Origin of the sequence: Blautia sp. Marseille-P3201T (assembly GCF_900120295.1) — a bacterium.
GTDB lineage: Bacteria > Bacillota > Clostridia > Lachnospirales > Lachnospiraceae > Blautia.
This window is the reverse complement of sequence record NZ_LT635470.1, coordinates 261,560-277,045: the sequence shown is the minus strand read 5'-3', so window position 1 is coordinate 277,045 and position 15,486 is coordinate 261,560. Positions and strand designations below refer to the sequence as shown.

At 37.5% G+C, this 15,486-nt stretch carries 14 protein-coding genes; 1 reads left to right on the top strand and 13 read right to left on the bottom strand.

The window, feature by feature from the left end; translation table 11 throughout:
• Window positions 1-27: 27 nt before the first annotated feature.
• The 4 genes from BQ7352_RS09625 to BQ7352_RS09610 all read right to left on the bottom strand — a co-directional run bounded on the left by BQ7352_RS09625 (window position 28) and on the right by BQ7352_RS09610 (window position 4,253).
• Window positions 28-1,173, bottom strand: a complete 1,146-nt coding sequence (locus BQ7352_RS09625) for a HAMP domain-containing sensor histidine kinase (RefSeq protein WP_072449012.1) — start codon at window positions 1,171-1,173, stop codon at window positions 28-30.
• Entirely contained in the window at window positions 1,161-1,829 is a 669-nt protein-coding gene (locus BQ7352_RS09620) for a response regulator transcription factor (protein ID WP_072449011.1), read from the bottom strand. Before BQ7352_RS09620 ends, BQ7352_RS09625 begins: the two co-directional genes overlap by 13 nt.
• A 128-nt stretch (window positions 1,830-1,957) precedes the next feature.
• Window positions 1,958-2,974 (bottom strand): serine hydrolase, encoded by a 1,017-nt coding sequence (locus tag BQ7352_RS09615; RefSeq protein ID WP_072449010.1) that lies wholly within the window; start codon window positions 2,972-2,974, stop codon window positions 1,958-1,960.
• Between the two features lie 61 nt (window positions 2,975-3,035).
• A complete protein-coding gene (locus BQ7352_RS09610) occupies window positions 3,036-4,253 on the bottom strand; it encodes an aspartate kinase (protein WP_072449009.1) in 1,218 nt (405 codons plus the stop codon).
• A 166-nt stretch (window positions 4,254-4,419) separates the two neighbouring features.
• Here BQ7352_RS09610 and BQ7352_RS09605 point away from each other — a divergent pair, with 166 nt between their 5' ends.
• Complete coding sequence (locus BQ7352_RS09605) at window positions 4,420-5,127, top strand: FadR/GntR family transcriptional regulator (protein ID WP_072449008.1); 708 nt, start codon at window positions 4,420-4,422, stop codon at window positions 5,125-5,127.
• 120 nt (window positions 5,128-5,247) lie between these two features.
• Here the strand turns inward: BQ7352_RS09605 and BQ7352_RS09600 are convergent, their stop codons facing one another.
• The 9 genes from BQ7352_RS09600 to glgB form a co-directional block, all read right to left on the bottom strand.
• Window positions 5,248-5,883, bottom strand: coding sequence for a hypothetical protein (locus BQ7352_RS09600; protein ID WP_072449007.1), 636 nt, complete (start codon window positions 5,881-5,883; stop codon window positions 5,248-5,250).
• A 129-nt stretch (window positions 5,884-6,012) separates the two neighbouring features.
• Window positions 6,013-7,053, bottom strand: coding sequence for a DUF5692 family protein (locus BQ7352_RS09595; RefSeq protein ID WP_072449006.1), 1,041 nt, complete (start codon window positions 7,051-7,053; stop codon window positions 6,013-6,015).
• 34 nt (window positions 7,054-7,087) lie between these two features.
• Window positions 7,088-7,432, bottom strand: a complete 345-nt coding sequence (locus BQ7352_RS09590) for a hydrogenase maturation nickel metallochaperone HypA (RefSeq protein WP_072449005.1) — start codon at window positions 7,430-7,432, stop codon at window positions 7,088-7,090.
• A 3-nt stretch (window positions 7,433-7,435) separates the two neighbouring features.
• Window positions 7,436-10,141, bottom strand: coding sequence for an FAD-dependent oxidoreductase (locus tag BQ7352_RS09585; protein ID WP_072449004.1), 2,706 nt, complete (start codon window positions 10,139-10,141; stop codon window positions 7,436-7,438).
• A 24-nt stretch (window positions 10,142-10,165) separates the two neighbouring features.
• Window positions 10,166-10,834 carry a hydrogenase nickel incorporation protein HypB gene (gene hypB, locus BQ7352_RS09580; RefSeq protein ID WP_072449003.1) on the bottom strand — a complete coding sequence of 223 codons (669 nt, stop codon included), beginning with the start codon at window positions 10,832-10,834 and terminating at the stop codon, window positions 10,166-10,168.
• Window positions 10,835-11,105: 271 nt separating this feature from the next.
• A complete protein-coding gene (locus tag BQ7352_RS09575; protein WP_072449002.1) occupies window positions 11,106-11,522 on the bottom strand; it encodes a zinc ribbon domain-containing protein in 417 nt (138 codons plus the stop codon).
• A gap of 1 nt (window position 11,523) precedes the next feature.
• On the bottom strand, window positions 11,524-12,054 hold the full coding sequence (bilS, locus tag BQ7352_RS09570) for a flavodoxin family protein BilS (RefSeq protein WP_330390440.1): 531 nt from the start codon (window positions 12,052-12,054) through the stop codon (window positions 11,524-11,526).
• A gap of 109 nt (window positions 12,055-12,163) precedes the next feature.
• On the bottom strand, window positions 12,164-13,048 hold the full coding sequence (locus tag BQ7352_RS09565; RefSeq protein WP_072449000.1) for a mechanosensitive ion channel family protein: 885 nt from the start codon (window positions 13,046-13,048) through the stop codon (window positions 12,164-12,166).
• Window positions 13,045-15,336: a 1,4-alpha-glucan branching protein GlgB gene (glgB, locus tag BQ7352_RS09560; RefSeq protein WP_072448999.1), complete on the bottom strand. Its 2,292-nt coding sequence runs from the start codon at window positions 15,334-15,336 to the stop codon at window positions 13,045-13,047. Before glgB ends, BQ7352_RS09565 begins: the two co-directional genes overlap by 4 nt.
• Between the last annotated feature and the right edge of the window lie 150 nt (window positions 15,337-15,486).

The window sequence follows — 15,486 nt, the reverse complement described above, 5'->3', positions numbered from 1 at the left end:
TTCTATCTACTTTTTCCTAAAAATTCTTTAAGAAATCAAAAAGGAGGCTGAAATAATTGCTCCATTTCCGTCTATTCTGTTTGCCAGACTGACTGTTCCTCCGTGTAAATTACAGAGTATATTACAGATATAAAGTCCAATCCCGAAATGTTCCTCTTCCTGTTCGCTGCTGTAATATGGTGCAATAGCTTTATGCAATTCACTGTCTAAAAAGCCTTTTCCGTCATCCTCTACATATAAATACATGTATTTTCCCATTGCTTTTTCTTCAATTTCAATGGACACAATGACCTGACTCTTGGCAAAACGAATGGCATTGGATAACAGGTTGTCTAAAACTTCCAGCACAATATTTTCATCAAAAAATACCTTCTGTTTTTCCATTTCCTCAGATAAATATTTTACAGAAAGTGTAACATCTCCTCCCATATTCAGAGCTTCTGTAATACCTTCTATGGTTTTACAAAAATGGAACAGTTCTGTATTTTCCTTTTCAATAGGATATTCATCCAGATTGCGAACTTCTTTCATGGTCTTGCTGAAATCAGACAAACGTTCCAACTGTTTTGTCATTAAAAGCAAAATATCTGCCATCTTTTCCTGGCTCACTGCCCCTTGAGGCAGATACCTGCTTAAAAACTCACAGTATCCTTTTAAAACCGTTAAAGGTGTGCGTAAATCATGGGCAAATGCTGCATTTAACTGTTTTTGTTCCTCTATGAGCTTCCACATATACTCATAATTTTCTATCAAAGTTTCCCTCATTTTATCCATGGATTTTAAAAGCTGTCCCATCTCATCCTGACTTTCATATTCCAGAGAAAACTGTAAATTCTGATTTTGTATTTCCAGAACTCCCTTTTCTAAAAGCGCAAAAGGCATCTTTAATCTGTTCTTATAAAATTGTTTCAGCATAAAAATTACCGATACTGCCAAGTAGAAAAAGCCGGAAAATCTGGAACTTATTCCCCATAAAATCACCTGCCAATTCTCCAATTCTATTCTTCCTGTATGCCACATCAAAAGCCGTCTGTCGCAAATACGCACTGTGAGAATGGTAAGTATGAATGCAGCCCCTCCGTAGATAAGAAAATAGCATAAAATCCCACGGAATAAAGACATTTCCTGTATTCGCCTTTTCAAGTTTTCAAGCTTTACGTCTATCCAATCCATTGATACCCCACTCCCCATACCGTTTTAATATACTCTCTGTCTGTATATGCACTGATTTTATTGCGAATACGCCTGATATGCTCTGTAATAATGGTGTTATCTCCTGTACCGTCAATGCCTCTTACCTGCTCATAAATCTGCTCCTTACTAAATATCTGTCCGGGGTTCATAGACAACAATTCCAAAATATTAAACTCTGTTTTTGTAAATGTAATAGGCGTTCCATCATAAAAAATACTCCGCTGACTATAAGAAATTACAAAGCCCTTTTGAGACTCCTTTCCAGGCTGATGTCGCTTTTCTCTTCTAATATGTGCCATGACTCTTGCACCTAATTCCTCTATGGAGAAAGGCTTTAAAATATAATCATCACCACCCATTAAAAAGCCATTAATCCTGTCCTGTTCTTCTATTTTCGCAGTTAAAAACAAAATAGGACACTGAATTTTTTCTCTGATTTCCTGACACACATGCAGACCATCAATATCCGGTAAATTGATATCAAGTAAAATCAAATCTAAATCCTCCATAGATTTGTCTATGGCTTCCTTTCCATTTTGGGCAGTTAAAACTTCATATCCCTGTATTTCAAAATAATCCTTTAAAAGCTGTAAAATTCCTGTCTCATCATCGACAATTAAAATCCTGCAACCCATCTTTTTACTCCTTCCTTAATTATTTTTACTCCCAGTTTATCCTAAAATTCTCTATAAAAAATCTATTTCCTGACACATAAATAAGAGCTGCTGTATCAAGGATTTTCCTGACACAACAGCTCTTATTCTCATGGATTTAAAGTACCATATACCATTTCCGTAAGTTCATGGATATCTCCATATACTTCTTCCGCTCCATTGGTATCTTTTGTCATAATACATAAAATAAAATCTGTGCTATCTCCATATACGATTGCTGCATCATGCTGTACCTCAGAAGTTTCTCCTGTTTTATTGGCAACCTTTGTTCCATCTGGCAGTCCCTGAGGGATTTTGATAGTATTTTCCTGGTTTAGCAATAAATGCAGCATACTTCCTGATTTTTCATGACTGACACAATTTCCCGTATAGATTTTCTCTAAAAGCTTTCCACAGTCTTTTACCGTAGTTACATTATCTCCTTTACCGTCTTTTTCAGACTTAGAGTATGCCGGATGTAACGTAGTATGTATTCCTGTATCCTCATATCCATTTTCTTCCAGATATTCATTAATTTTAGCAGCTCCTTCTACAAAGCTTCGATCAGAAGATTGAACTTTTATCAGCTCATTATATGCTTCATTATCGGAAACCTCTATCATTTCCTCTAAAAGCTTCTTTGTTTCTTTCCAAGCTTTCTTTGTACTTCCGTAGTACTCTGTCTGAGTTTCCATAACCTCATCCAGATTTTCATAAGTAGCAGCCATAACAAACAGCTTTACTAAACTCGCCGGATACATGGGTTCATTATTTAACAAAATTTCATTTCCATAATCCATTTCCTGAATATATACACTCCAGTCTCCCGCAAATCCGCTTACCATTTTTTCCGTTTCCTTCTGGAGATTTTTCATTAATTCTTCTCGCTCTTTTGCTTCCTTTTCGTGCTCTTTCTGGCGCACTTTAACGGCTGCCTCTTTTGCTTCTTCTTTGGCAATCTGGGCTTCCTTTTTTGCTTTTTCTTCCTTCGCCTCTGCTCTTGCAGATGTAATGCAGGACACAAAATAGATACTGAGTCCTATAACGAAAAGGACTGCTGCTATCATCCCTAATTGCCTTCTCACTGCTCTTTTTCGAAGCAGCCGCTTTCTTTCTTTGGCATCCATATTTATCTATCTTCCTTTTCCAAACGCTTAACTCAGGAGACGCTATACCATCCTGCTTTTATTAGTTTCTCTCAGATAAACCAAATGCATCATGAACTGCATTCATAGCTGCCACTGCGTCCTTCTGTGCTACTAAAACTGTAATTCTGATTTCTGAAGTGGCAATCATGTTAATATTTACATCCTGATTATACAGACATTCAAACATTTTTGCTGCAACACCCGGATTAGACATCATACCTGCTCCTACAATAGAAAGCTTGGCAACATCGCAGTTATACTCTACTTTCTCAAAGCCCAATGCTTCTTTCTTCTCTTCTAAAAGTGCAATAGCTTCTTCCAGATTTTCATGGGAAACTGTAAAGGAAATATCTTTTGTTCCATCCCTTCCTACTGACTGGATAATAATATCTACATTAATATTTTTCTTTGCCAATGTGTTGAAAAGTTTAAATGCACTTCCCGGCATATCCTGAATACCGATTACTGAAATTCTATCTGCATTTTTATCTAATGCAACCCCGCTGATAATCATTCTTTCCACTTTATTTACAACCTCCTTTACCACTGTTCCTTCTGAGTTATTTAAACTTGAACGTACTACAAGGCGTACGCCATATTTTTTTGCCATTTCTACAGAGCGATTATGTAACACTCCTGCTCCCAATGTAGCCAAATCCAGCATTTCATCATAAGTAATTGCTTTTAACTTTTTCGCTGTTGGTACAAGACGAGGATCTGCTGTGTAAACACCATCTACATCTGTATAAATTTCACAGGCATCTGCATGAAGAACTGCTGCCAAAGCTACTGCTGTGGTATCAGAACCGCCTCTGCCCAGCGTTGTATAATCATCATATTTATTTACACCCTGAAAGCCTGTTACAATTACAATTTTTCGGTCTTCCAGTTCTCTTTTAATTCTCTCTGTGTCGATTTTCTTTAACCTTGCATTTCCATAACTGCTGGTTGTATGCATAGGTACTTGAAAAGCATTTAAGGAAACAGCTCTCACTCCCAACTGTGCCATTGCCATTGCCATAAGGGATACAGACATCTGCTCACCAATAGTAAATAACATATCCATTTCCCGCTTAGGTGGATTAGGATTGATATCATGAGCTTTTTCAATCAATTCATCCGTATATTTCCCCATCGCAGACAAAACAACCACAACATCATTTCCTTTTTCATAGTCCTCAATACACCGTTTTGCCACATTAAAAATGCGCTCCTTATCGGCAACAGAGGTTCCTCCAAACTTCTTAACAATTAACATGGTTTCCTCCTGCTCAACAGCTTATCCCGCTGTTTTTTCTAAATTGTAAAACAACTATATAATACTATACCATTTCACTGCGGTCAATTAAAAATAAGAAAGCTCTTGCAGTTTCTTTTATTTCGCAATATAATAAATTCAAATTTTACTGTTTTGGAGAAATATTATGGAATTTGAGAAAATCAGTTCCCCTTCTCTTCGGGAACTTTTTGTAGACCAATTAGAAAATATGATTTTGTCAGGAAAGCTGAAAATCGGCGAAAAACTTCCTCCTGAACGACAGCTTGCCCAAATGATGCAGGTCAGCCGTGCTGTAGTAAACAGCGGAATTGCAGAATTAGAAAAAAAGGGGTTCTTAATTGTCAAACCGCGAAGTGGAACTTTTGTAGCAGACTATCGCAGAAAGGGCACAGTAGAAACTTTAGTTGCTATTATGAAGTATAATGGAGGACGTATTCGCAGGGAAGAAATCCGCTCCATTTTAGAAGTACGTATTGCTCTTGACACTCTAATTGCCAGACTGAGCATTCCCATAATCACAGATGAGGAAATTCAAATTCTTTTCGAAAAAGTAGATGCAATTCAAAATACTACAAATGTCCAGAAAGCTATTGAGGCTGCTTTTGCTTTTCAGCACGAATTTGCCCTGTCCTCCAAAAACACTTTAATACCACTGATTTTCCAATCCTTCCATGCCCCTATCTTTACTATGTGGGAACGTTTTTGTGAACTCTATGGTATAGAAACACTGTACAACCGCAATTACACCATGTGGACTTATATAAAAAACCGAGATACACAGGGAGCAGTAGATTGGATTGAGCATTCTCTGAAGCAATGTATTGATGGAGATACACAGATTTATTTTGACTGATTATTTTGTATTGTTTTCAATATATTTGATTTTTGAAATATATCTTTCATTTCTGTCAGTTTCAGATTTCGAACATTCGGATATATTTTTATATACTATAATGTACTTTTGACATAGTATCTAAATAATATCCATTGTTCTTTCAATTTCTCCCCCTCTGTCTCCTATGCGTGAAAAAGGAAGCGCTAAGCCTTTATCATTATAATAGGTAATCCATACGCCACGTGCTTTTCCTGAATATATGTATTGAAAATTCTTCATGTATCGTTTCTCGTAAAGTATTCCGTTTATAACCAACCAATTTCTGCTTACAAACATATACTCCCTCCGCAAAGCAGGACTTTCAAATTTTACTCTTTCAAACCTTTCATTTCTTAATTTGTTTTCCAGTTCGTCTTTAGAAAAAAAACGATTTAAAATAATTGCACAATGATACGGTCTTCTGACGTATCTCCAAATGGGATATGCGGTTAAAACAGTGATGGAAATAAAAAACAATGCAACCTCAAGAAACTCTTTTTCATTTTTCACCCATACTAATATACAGCCTCTTACAGATGGGTAAAGACTAAGCAGCCATAAAAAAACTAATATACATTTTTTTAACGGATAAAGTCTAAACCATTCTATCATTTTAATTGGACAATCACTTGAACGATAATCTCCGTTTGCGAATTTATCAGCAAGCTGCTTTTGTATAATTGATGGTAAATTCACCCACAAAACAATCAGAAAAAATACAACCCAAATTATCATAATATCCCCTTTTTCTATTCAAATCTTTATCTGTATTATATCAGTTACTTATATTGACTACAACAAAAAACTGCTGTATAGAACAGCTATTGAACTATCAATAACTGCTCATACAACAGTTTTTCTTTTTTATCTCTCTGCTCTTTCCATAGCCAGCTTAAAGTCTTTCTGGTCTGTGAAAATCTCATGTGTATATGGATTTTTCTTCTGCTGTTTTGCACGTTTGATAATCATTGCCATACATGCAATATTAGCAATCAGTGCAATAACTGCTACCACACCCTGCATTGTGGGATTTGCTGCGGATGGTCTTGTGGCAGCGTCCATAAATCCATCTGCATACAGCACCGGTATGGTGGTAAATCTGCTGGCATCCTGAAACAATGGAAATACCTGTGCAAACATACACCATAAAGCCAGAGTGTTTGCTCTGTTCTGTATCCAGCCGCCTTTATTCCAAAGGGCATTGGCAACTGTCGGTGCTAAGAGAAGCGCCAGTCCGCAGTACCATGCGTGTGTAGGCAGATTGTTATAAGTATATTCAAAGTTCCATAAATCATAAGCCAGAATAAAGCACCATGTCATATCCGGCCACAGCATATCTTTTTTATCCTTGGAAACATAAATTCCCAGCCATCCTGTCATACAGAAAATATTGATTAAACCGGAAATACCGTTTACCCAGTTCCACCAGCCGCCATACAGCCATACGTTTTCAGATGACAACCACCAACGGTCTCCGTATTCTGCCATTGCCATCATACCTCTGACACCGGACTCAAAATCACTGACTACTGCAATTAAAATGTTAATTGCCACAATGAGAAACGGAAACAGTTTAAACCATTCCTGTTTTCCAATTCCCCACTTGTATTTAATCATCATAAAGCCGATACATCCTGCAGTTGCCGCATAGAGCTTTGCATAATGGAACCAGCTTGTCATGTGAAGATAAGTCTGATTATGAAGTGCCCAATCTGCCCCCATAGCCGCTCCTGCATAAATTGCCACAAAATATACGGTCAATACCGCAGGTAAAATCAAAAAGCAAAAAATTCCTCCTGTTTTGCTTCTTCTTGCCAGCTCATTCATGAGAATAAGCCCTGCAAATACTAAAATCCAGCCTAAAATCTGCCATATAGTGTTATCTCCATAAATCTGAAATAACATAAAATCCCTTCCTTTCTCTTTCTGCCTGCCGATTTCAGCAGGCAGTTATCTCTTTAATATTAAACTCATTTCCGGTCACAAGATATGTGTTTTCACTTTTACAATAAGGACAGGTTTTTCCAAATTCTGTTGTAGAATAAGTCTTTTTACAGTCCTCACAAAAGGTCACTGCCGGAATTTGTTCTACGGTAAGCGCTGCTCCTTTTAAAAGTTCTGTTCTGTCTGAGGCCCAGCGCCAACAGCTTTGCAGATAGTCTTCCAAAACTCCCGAAACTTCCCCTATTTCCAGAGTTACCCCCGCAATCTGCTGTAAATGATTTTCTTCCCCCACTTCTTTTAAACTGTCAATAATATGAAAAACAATTCCCAGCTCATGCATCTTCTATTTCTCCTTTTTTCCAAAGCGGATTTTCATCTCGCGTTTAAATGCATAAGGAAGAATTACCTTCATCTTATCCTCTGATTTATGCATGGTACTACATTCCGGATGCTCTCTGTATAAATGAATAGCGTCAAATTCACATTTTGTAGTACAAACACCACAGCCAATACATTTATTTTCATCTACTACCGAAGCTCCACAGCCCAGGCAACGTGCAGTTTCTTTTCTTACCTGTTCTTCTGTAAAAGTTTCTTTTGCATCTCTAAAAGATTTATGAGCATCAATATCTTTCTTCACCCCCGGTATCTGACGGGAAGAATTATCGTATTCTTCTATTTGAACATTATTCTTGTCAAGTTCAATAAACTGACGTCTGTTTCTTCCGATTGTTAAGCTGCTGTGAGGCTGAACAAAACGATGAATGGAAATTGCGCCCTCTTTACCTGCCGCAATGGCATCAATGGCAAATTTGGGTCCTGTATAAACGTCGCCGCCTACAAAAATATCCGGCTCTGCGGTCTGATATGTTACTTTATCTGCTACCGCACCATTTCCTCTGCCTAATTCTACTTTAGAGCCTTCTAACAAATTGCCCCAAATAATGCTCTGTCCAATACTTAAAAATACTCTTTCACATGGTACAGTCATCGTTATATTTTCATCAAATTTAGGAGCAAAACGTTTCTTTTCATCAAATACAGAAAGACATTTTTTAAACACAATTCCTTTGACTTCTCCATTTTGTGTTAAAATTTCCTTAGGGCCCCAACCACAATTCAGTGTAATGCCCTCTTCCTGTGCCTCTGCAATTTCTTCTTCTGATGCAGGCATAACATCTCTGCTTTCCAGACAAAACATAGAAACTTCAGATGCTCCGCAGCGACTGCTGGTTCGTGCTACGTCTATAGCCACATTTCCGCCTCCTACGACTACCGTACGGCCTTCCACCTGATAATTCTGATTTTCTCCTACTGTGCGAAGAAAATCTACAGCAGTCATAACGCCTTCTGCATCTTCTCCCGGAATATTTGCTTTTCTTCCACCCTGACATCCAATTGCAAGATAAAAGGCTTTATATCCCTGTTTACGCAGTTCATCCAATGTAATATCTTTTCCTACTTCAATACCACATTTGATTTCCACGCCCATCTGGCGCATTACATCAATTTCGGCTTCTACTACGTCTTTTTCCAGTTTAAAAGAAGGAATTCCATAGACCAGCATACCGCCCGGTTTTTCATTCTTTTCAAAAACAGTAGGTTTGTAACCCTTTTCCGCAAGATAAAAGGCACAGCTGAGTCCTGCCGGGCCGCCACCGATAATGGCAATTTTTTCTTCAAACAATCTGCCTGTAGTAGGTGGAATAATCGGCGGAATATAACGGTTCTCGGCTGTTAAGTCCTGCTTTGCAATAAATTTCTTTACTTCATCAATGGCAACTGCCTGGTCAATGGTTCCTCTTGTACAGGCATCTTCACATCTACGATTACAGATGTGTCCACACACTGCCGGAAATGGATTTTCTTTCTTAATCAGAGCCAGCGCTTCCCTGTATTTCCCCTGCGCTGCTTTTTTCAGATATCCCTGTACTGCAATATGGGCAGGACATGCTGTTTTACAAGGAGCCGTACCTGTATCATAACAATTAATTCTATTGTTATCTCGATAGTTTTCATCCCATTTCTCCGGTCCCCATTTCACTGCATCAGGAAGCTCATGTTTTGGATATTCTATTGGTCCGTCTTTAGTACAAAGCTTCTGTCCCAGTTTTACAGCTCCTGCAGGGCAATATTCCACACATCTTCCGCAGGCAACACAATTTTCCGTCTTAACATGGGCAACATAAGCAGATCTGGACATATTCGGTGTATTAAATAACTGAGAAGTACGCAGTGCATAGCACACATTTACGTTACAGTTACAAATAGCAAAGATTTTATTCTTTCCATCAATATTGGTAATCTGATGAACAAATCCATTGTCCTCTGCCCGTTTTAAAATATCTAATACCTCTTCGTAAGTAATATATCGTCCGCCCTTTTGTGTTTCTACTACATAATCTGCCATATCACCAACTGCTATACACCAGTCTTCCGGATCATCTGCACAGCCCTCTTCATAAGTCTGCCTTGATAATCTGCAGGAACATGGACTTGCCGCATATTTTCCTTCATATTTTTTCAGCCAATGAGAAATATGCTCAATGTCAATGGACTGGTTTTCCATCTCAATTGCTTTTTCTACCGGAATAACATGCATACCAATCCCTGCCCCTCCAGGCGGCACCATTGGAGTTACTTTCTCTAATGGAAGCCTTGACATTCTCTCAAAAAATCTGCCCAGCTCCGGATGTTCTTCCAGCTGTTTGCGGTTCATATTGGTAAATTCTGCACTGCCCGGAACAAACATAGGGAGTATGTACTGTTTTTCCTTTTGAGGATTTTCCCAATTATATTCCAGAAGTCCTACAACACTCATTTCTTCTAAAAGTTTTTCCAGCTCTTTTTCTTCTTTTCCTGTAGCTTTTAAAATCTGAGGAAATGTCATAGGTTTACGTACTTTCATCTTCAGTGCAACTTCTGCCATTTCATCTGTTACAATACAGGCAAGCCCCCAGTATTCCGGATCATCCACAGTAACCTTATGTCCAATACGGTCTGTGATTTTCTGCCCCAGCTTTAAAATCAACTCTCTTTTTTCTGCCATGTGCGACTCTCCCTTTCTTTATTTCTACTCTTTCCAATGCTTTACTTCATCTAAAAGCCAATCTATCCACTGCTGCATTCCTTCCCTTGTCTTTGCACTGACAGGAATAATTTTAGCTTTCGGATTACGCATCAGAATGTTCTTTTTACATTGCTCCATATCAAAGTCAAAATATGGAATTACATCAATTTTATTAATCAAAACCACATCACACACAGAAAACATCAAAGGATATTTTAGTGGTTTATCATGACCTTCCGGCACACTTAAAATCATGGCATTTTTTACTGCTCCGGTGTCAAATTCTGCAGGGCAGACTAAGTTTCCCACGTTTTCTAAAATTGCCAGATCCAGTTCATCTGCCTCAAGACCTTCCAGCCCCTGTGCCGTCATACCGGCATCTAAATGACACATACCGCCTGTATGAAGCTGAATGGTTTTCACACCTAAGTCGGATATGGTCTTTGCATCTACATCAGAGTCAATATCTGCTTCCATGACACCAATGCGAATTTCCTCTTTTAAAGCTTCAATGGTTCTGGTAAGAGTTGTAGTCTTTCCTGAACCCGGAGAGGACATCAAGTTTAATAAAAACAATTTTTTATCCTTTAGTTCATTCCGAAGCTCATCAGCACGCTTCTCATTACTGGAAAAAACACTTTTTTTAATTTCCAGAACTTTGAATTTATCCATTTCATTCCCTCCCTTCTAATTGGTTGTACCAATTTTGTTATTTTATTCACATTATATTATTATGACGATTTTTTGTCAATATAACTTCTATTTTTCATGTATTTTATACTGTTTTTCTCTTTTTTTCACCATATTTCATCTTGTTTTTTAAATTGGTATCTGGTATAACCAATTCCATTTAGAGGATAAACTTTATATAAGGAGCATAATTTCGCAAAAAAAACAGGAAAAACACTAAAACTGTGCTTTTCCTGTTTTTTTAACTGTTTTTTTAACTGTTTTTCACAAACTCTGCTCCACATTTCGGACATCTTACGCTAATCTTGCCTTTCCCTTTTGGAATACGGATTTTCTGTTTACATTGGGGACAAGTATAAATGTGAAAGTCTTTTCTCTGCTGCTGTATGTATTTTGTCTTTCCGAAAAACCTGCGTATCTTGTTTTCAAAAATTAAATACTTTTGGTTTTCCGCATATCTCTTTGAAACATTTCTGGAAAACATACGGAAATAAATACCGATAATAAGTAAAAATTCCCATGAAGTAAGCAATACACTAAAATATACATTATCCACAAAAATATCTAATACTGCACAAACCAGAAAAACAATAAGTAAAACCTGATTTAAACGATCACTGCCATATCTTCCACACATAAATCGCTGAAACGCTTCTCTTATTTTATTCATACTACAATTCTTCCTTCCTGATATCTTCAAATACTTTTTTTACAAAGGCTTTGGCGCCTTCTAAATCCTTTGTGTCAGGATGAAGCATGGCCATATCAAAATTACGAAGCATGGCATTTATCATCTTTTCATTTTTCTTTGTCTTCATACTGAGATATTTCTCTCTCACAGAAATCGGCATCTTTCCCTGACAAATATAAGCGCCCAGATATTCATTATCATCTTCAATAAAGACGCGTATATTTTCTTCTATTTTTTTATAATATTCTACATCATTTCCCATTCCACAAGTACCGAATAAGGCAATCTTCTTTCCCTGAAGGCTGCTCAGATAATCCAACACCTCCACGCTGGCGCTTCCTCTGTCCGTCCAAAATCCTATAAAATATATGTCACCCATTTCATAATCTGTCTGTCCTTCTAAAGGTGCAATATCCTTACACTGTCCGGGAACAGCCTCAAAAATTGCTTTTGCCAGCTTTTCCGTATTGCCGGTTCTGCTCTTGTACAATACCTGCGTTTTCATGTTCATCTTCCCTTCTATTGTTGTCATAATAGTATTTTATCACAAAACAATAGAAATAATATTTCTTAATTCTTAAAAACTCTAAACTCTCTATAAAGTTTTTCCTTCATGAACTTTATTTAATATGCACATCCAACTGAGGAAATGGAATTTCAATTCCCTGTTCATCAAAGGTGAGCTTGATTTTTTCATTCAAACGCCATTTTGTAGCCCAGTATTCCTCTGTCTTTACCCATGCCCGAAGTCCTAAAATCACACTGTCTGCTGCCAGTTCATCTACAAACACCTGCATTTCCTGATCTGACATGATACTGGCATCCTCGTGAAGTAATGTTTCTAAAATTTTCTTTGCTTTTTTTAAATCTGCCTGATAAGAAATTCCCACTTTAATTTCTAACTTGCGGTTATCCTTTGCGGTTACATTAACGATACTGGAGTTTGTCAGGGTTCCGTTGGGAACGGTAATTCTTCTGTTGTCCACAGTTGATAAAGTTGTATAAAAAAGGTCAATTTTCACAACTGTCCCCTCTTGATTTCCTGAATTTTCAATAATATAATCTCCGATTACAAATGGTCTTAAAATCAGTATAATCACTCCTCCTGCAAGGTTTGACAATCCCCCCTGCAGAGCAAGACCAATCGCAACACCACTGGATGCCAAAAGTGCAGCAATGGAAGACTCTTTCACCCCAAAGCTGGTAGCAATGGAAACAATCAGGAAAAAGTACATAGCTGCTTTTGCAAAGGAAGACACAAATTGTGTGACACCTGTATCTGCATTTGCTCTGTTCATGGATGCCACAATCAGCTTGCAAAGCTTATGAATAATTTTACTGGCAACTACATAGACCAGAATTGCCAGCAAAACTCTCCCTGCGAAACTTCCAATTAACGGCAGCTTCTGACTCCAATATTCCCATGTGAGATATTGCCTGAAAAATTCTTCAACCCCTGCAATTTCCAGTGGTTCTGTTAATGCATCTGTCAAGATAATTCTCATATTCTATTTTCCTCTTTTATGTGTTCTTCTTTTATTTTCTGTTCCAATTCTTTACGTATTTTAGACTCTTTTATAACCTTTTCACTGCATTCTCTGATAGAAAAAATCTGTACAGAAAGAGGTGCTGCCTGAATTTTTATGGAATAAGGTCTTTCATCCTGCTCTGCCTTGCGGGATTTCAGGATTTTTGTATTTTTTATACCTGTTCCACCAAAAATAATCTCATCACTGTTAAAAATTTCTTTATATTCTCCTGCATAAGGAACACCCATAACATAATCTTCATATACCAAATCAGAAAAATTACATACAACTACTAATGTATCTGATTTTTTCTCACCTTTTCTAAGGAATGTAAGCATATTCTTTTCTGCTTCTATATGATTAATCCATTCAAAACCATCAGGAGTATCGTCATATTCATATAATGCCGGATAATCCTTATAAAGTTTCAATAATGCTTTTACATAATCCTGCATCTGCTTATGTTCTTTTTCATTTAACAGTTCCCAATCCAAGGAGGACTTTTCAGACCATTCTTTTTCCTGAGCAAAATCCTGTCCCATAAACAAAAGCTTTTTGCCAGGATGTGTCATCCAGAAACCATAAGCAGCCCGCAAATTTGCCAGTTTTCTGTCCTTTTCGCCAGGCATTTTATTAAGGAAAGAACCTTTTCCATGTACTACTTCATCATGGGAAAAACTAAGCAAGAATTTTTCACTATATGCATACAACATACTAAAAGTCAGCTCATCATGAACACCGCTTCTGAAAATCGGATCTTTGCCCATATAATCCAGAAAATCATTCTGCCATCCCATATTCCATTTTCTGTCAAATCCCAAACCATTATCATCTAAATCACCTGTAACTGCCGGCCAGGCTGTAGACTCCTCTGCAATTAAAAGTGCATCGGGATATTTCTTTTTAAAAATAGAATTCAAATGTTTTAAAAATTCTACTGCTTCCAGATTTTCATTACCGCCATAAATATTGGGCTGCCACTGCCCCTCCTGCCTGCCGTAATCCAGATAGAGCATAGATGCCACAGCATCCATACGAATACCATCTACATGGTATTTTTCTGCCCAGAACAAAGCATTGGATATAAGGAAATTTTTCACTTCAGGACTGGCATAATCAAACACCAGAGTTCCCCAGTGGGGATGTTCTGCCTTATCCGGCTGGGCATACTCGTAAAGAGGTGTACCGTCAAATCCAGCCAACGCAAAATCGTCTTTTGGAAAATGTGCCGGAACCCAGTCTAAAATCACGCCAATATCATTGCGGTGCATATAATCCACAAAATACATGAAATCCTCACAATTTCCATAACGGCTGGTGGGCGCATAATATCCCGTCACCTGATAGCCCCATGACTCATCTAAAGGATGTTCCATAACCGGAAGTAATTCTACATGGGTATATCCCATCTCTTTCACGTATTCACACAGCATTTTCGCCAGTTCCCGGTAATTATAAAATTCTCTGCCGTCTTCCGATTTTTTCCATGAGCCTAAATGTACTTCATATACAGAAAGTGGTTTATTCTCTGCGTGAAGCTTATTTCTTTTCTTCATCCACAATTTATCTTCCCATTGATAATTGGATAAGTCTGTTACTACAGAAGCATTACATGGACGAACTTCTGCCTGATTTGCATAAGGATCTGATTTTAAAAATACTCTCAAATCTTTTGTCTTAATTTCATATTTGTATAAATCCAAAGGTTTTACACCGGGAATGAACAACTCAAAAATCCCTGACTGGGAAAGCCGGTTCATCTGATGTATTCTGCCATCCCAATGATTAAAATCCCCCACTACACTGACACGCAATGCATTAGGCGCCCAGACTGCAAAATGTACACCCCAGACTCCTTTTATCTTTTGATAATGTGCTCCTAATTTTTCATATATGTCATAACAAATTCCAGCACGGAACTTTTTTTCTTCTTCTTTTGTAATCTGACTTTCAAAATAATAGGGATCCTGTATTACCTTTTTCTCACCATTTTCCCACAGCACTTGATATTCATAGTTTAAAATCTGTTTTTCTGGTATCAGGCAAGCAAAAAATCCTGCTTCATCCTGCATCTCCATCTTATATTCCCGTTTCTTTTTTCCAAAAAGAAGCTTTACTTTCCGTGCCCCCGGAAAAAAACATTGAAACAGAATACCATTTTTTGTAATTTTTGCTCCAAGTGTTTTCTGCGGCTCACTTTCCTCTGAATAAACAAGAGCCTCTATCTTTTGCCAATCCATTAAATTATATAATTCCCCAGACATATTACGCCTCCTTTTTTTTATCTTATCATCAATCTGGTGAATTGTAAAGTTTCCCCCATACCTTGAGGGGATTTGTATATATAAATTGTACATTTTTTGTTTTTATAACAGAAAATGATTGTAGATTTTATACATATCAAGTATAATAAA

Bases quoted from the DNA above. Each gene is read 5' to 3' on its own strand.
- BQ7352_RS09610 (WP_072449009.1), bottom strand. From the start codon at position 4,253: ATGTTAATTGTTAAGAAGTTTGGAGGAACCTCTGTTGCCGATAAGGAG.
- bilS (WP_330390440.1), bottom strand. From the start codon at position 12,054: ATGAACATGAAAACGCAGGTATTGTACAAGAGCAGAACCGGCAATACG.
- BQ7352_RS09620 (WP_072449011.1), bottom strand. From the start codon at position 1,829: ATGGGTTGCAGGATTTTAATTGTCGATGATGAGACAGGAATTTTACAG.
- hypB (WP_072449003.1), bottom strand. From the start codon at position 10,834: ATGGATAAATTCAAAGTTCTGGAAATTAAAAAAAGTGTTTTTTCCAGT.
- BQ7352_RS09585 (WP_072449004.1), bottom strand. From the start codon at position 10,141: ATGGCAGAAAAAAGAGAGTTGATTTTAAAGCTGGGGCAGAAAATCACA.
- BQ7352_RS09565 (WP_072449000.1), bottom strand. From the start codon at position 13,048: ATGAGAATTATCTTGACAGATGCATTAACAGAACCACTGGAAATTGCA.
- BQ7352_RS09590 (WP_072449005.1), bottom strand. From the start codon at position 7,432: ATGCATGAGCTGGGAATTGTTTTTCATATTATTGACAGTTTAAAAGAA.
- BQ7352_RS09615 (WP_072449010.1), bottom strand. From the start codon at position 2,974: ATGGATGCCAAAGAAAGAAAGCGGCTGCTTCGAAAAAGAGCAGTGAGA.
- glgB (WP_072448999.1), bottom strand. From the start codon at position 15,336: ATGTCTGGGGAATTATATAATTTAATGGATTGGCAAAAGATAGAGGCT.
- BQ7352_RS09605 (WP_072449008.1), top strand. From the start codon at position 4,420: ATGGAATTTGAGAAAATCAGTTCCCCTTCTCTTCGGGAACTTTTTGTA.
- BQ7352_RS09575 (WP_072449002.1), bottom strand. From the start codon at position 11,522: ATGAATAAAATAAGAGAAGCGTTTCAGCGATTTATGTGTGGAAGATAT.
- BQ7352_RS09600 (WP_072449007.1), bottom strand. From the start codon at position 5,883: ATGATAATTTGGGTTGTATTTTTTCTGATTGTTTTGTGGGTGAATTTA.
- BQ7352_RS09595 (WP_072449006.1), bottom strand. From the start codon at position 7,053: ATGTTATTTCAGATTTATGGAGATAACACTATATGGCAGATTTTAGGC.
- BQ7352_RS09625 (WP_072449012.1), bottom strand. From the start codon at position 1,173: ATGGATTGGATAGACGTAAAGCTTGAAAACTTGAAAAGGCGAATACAG.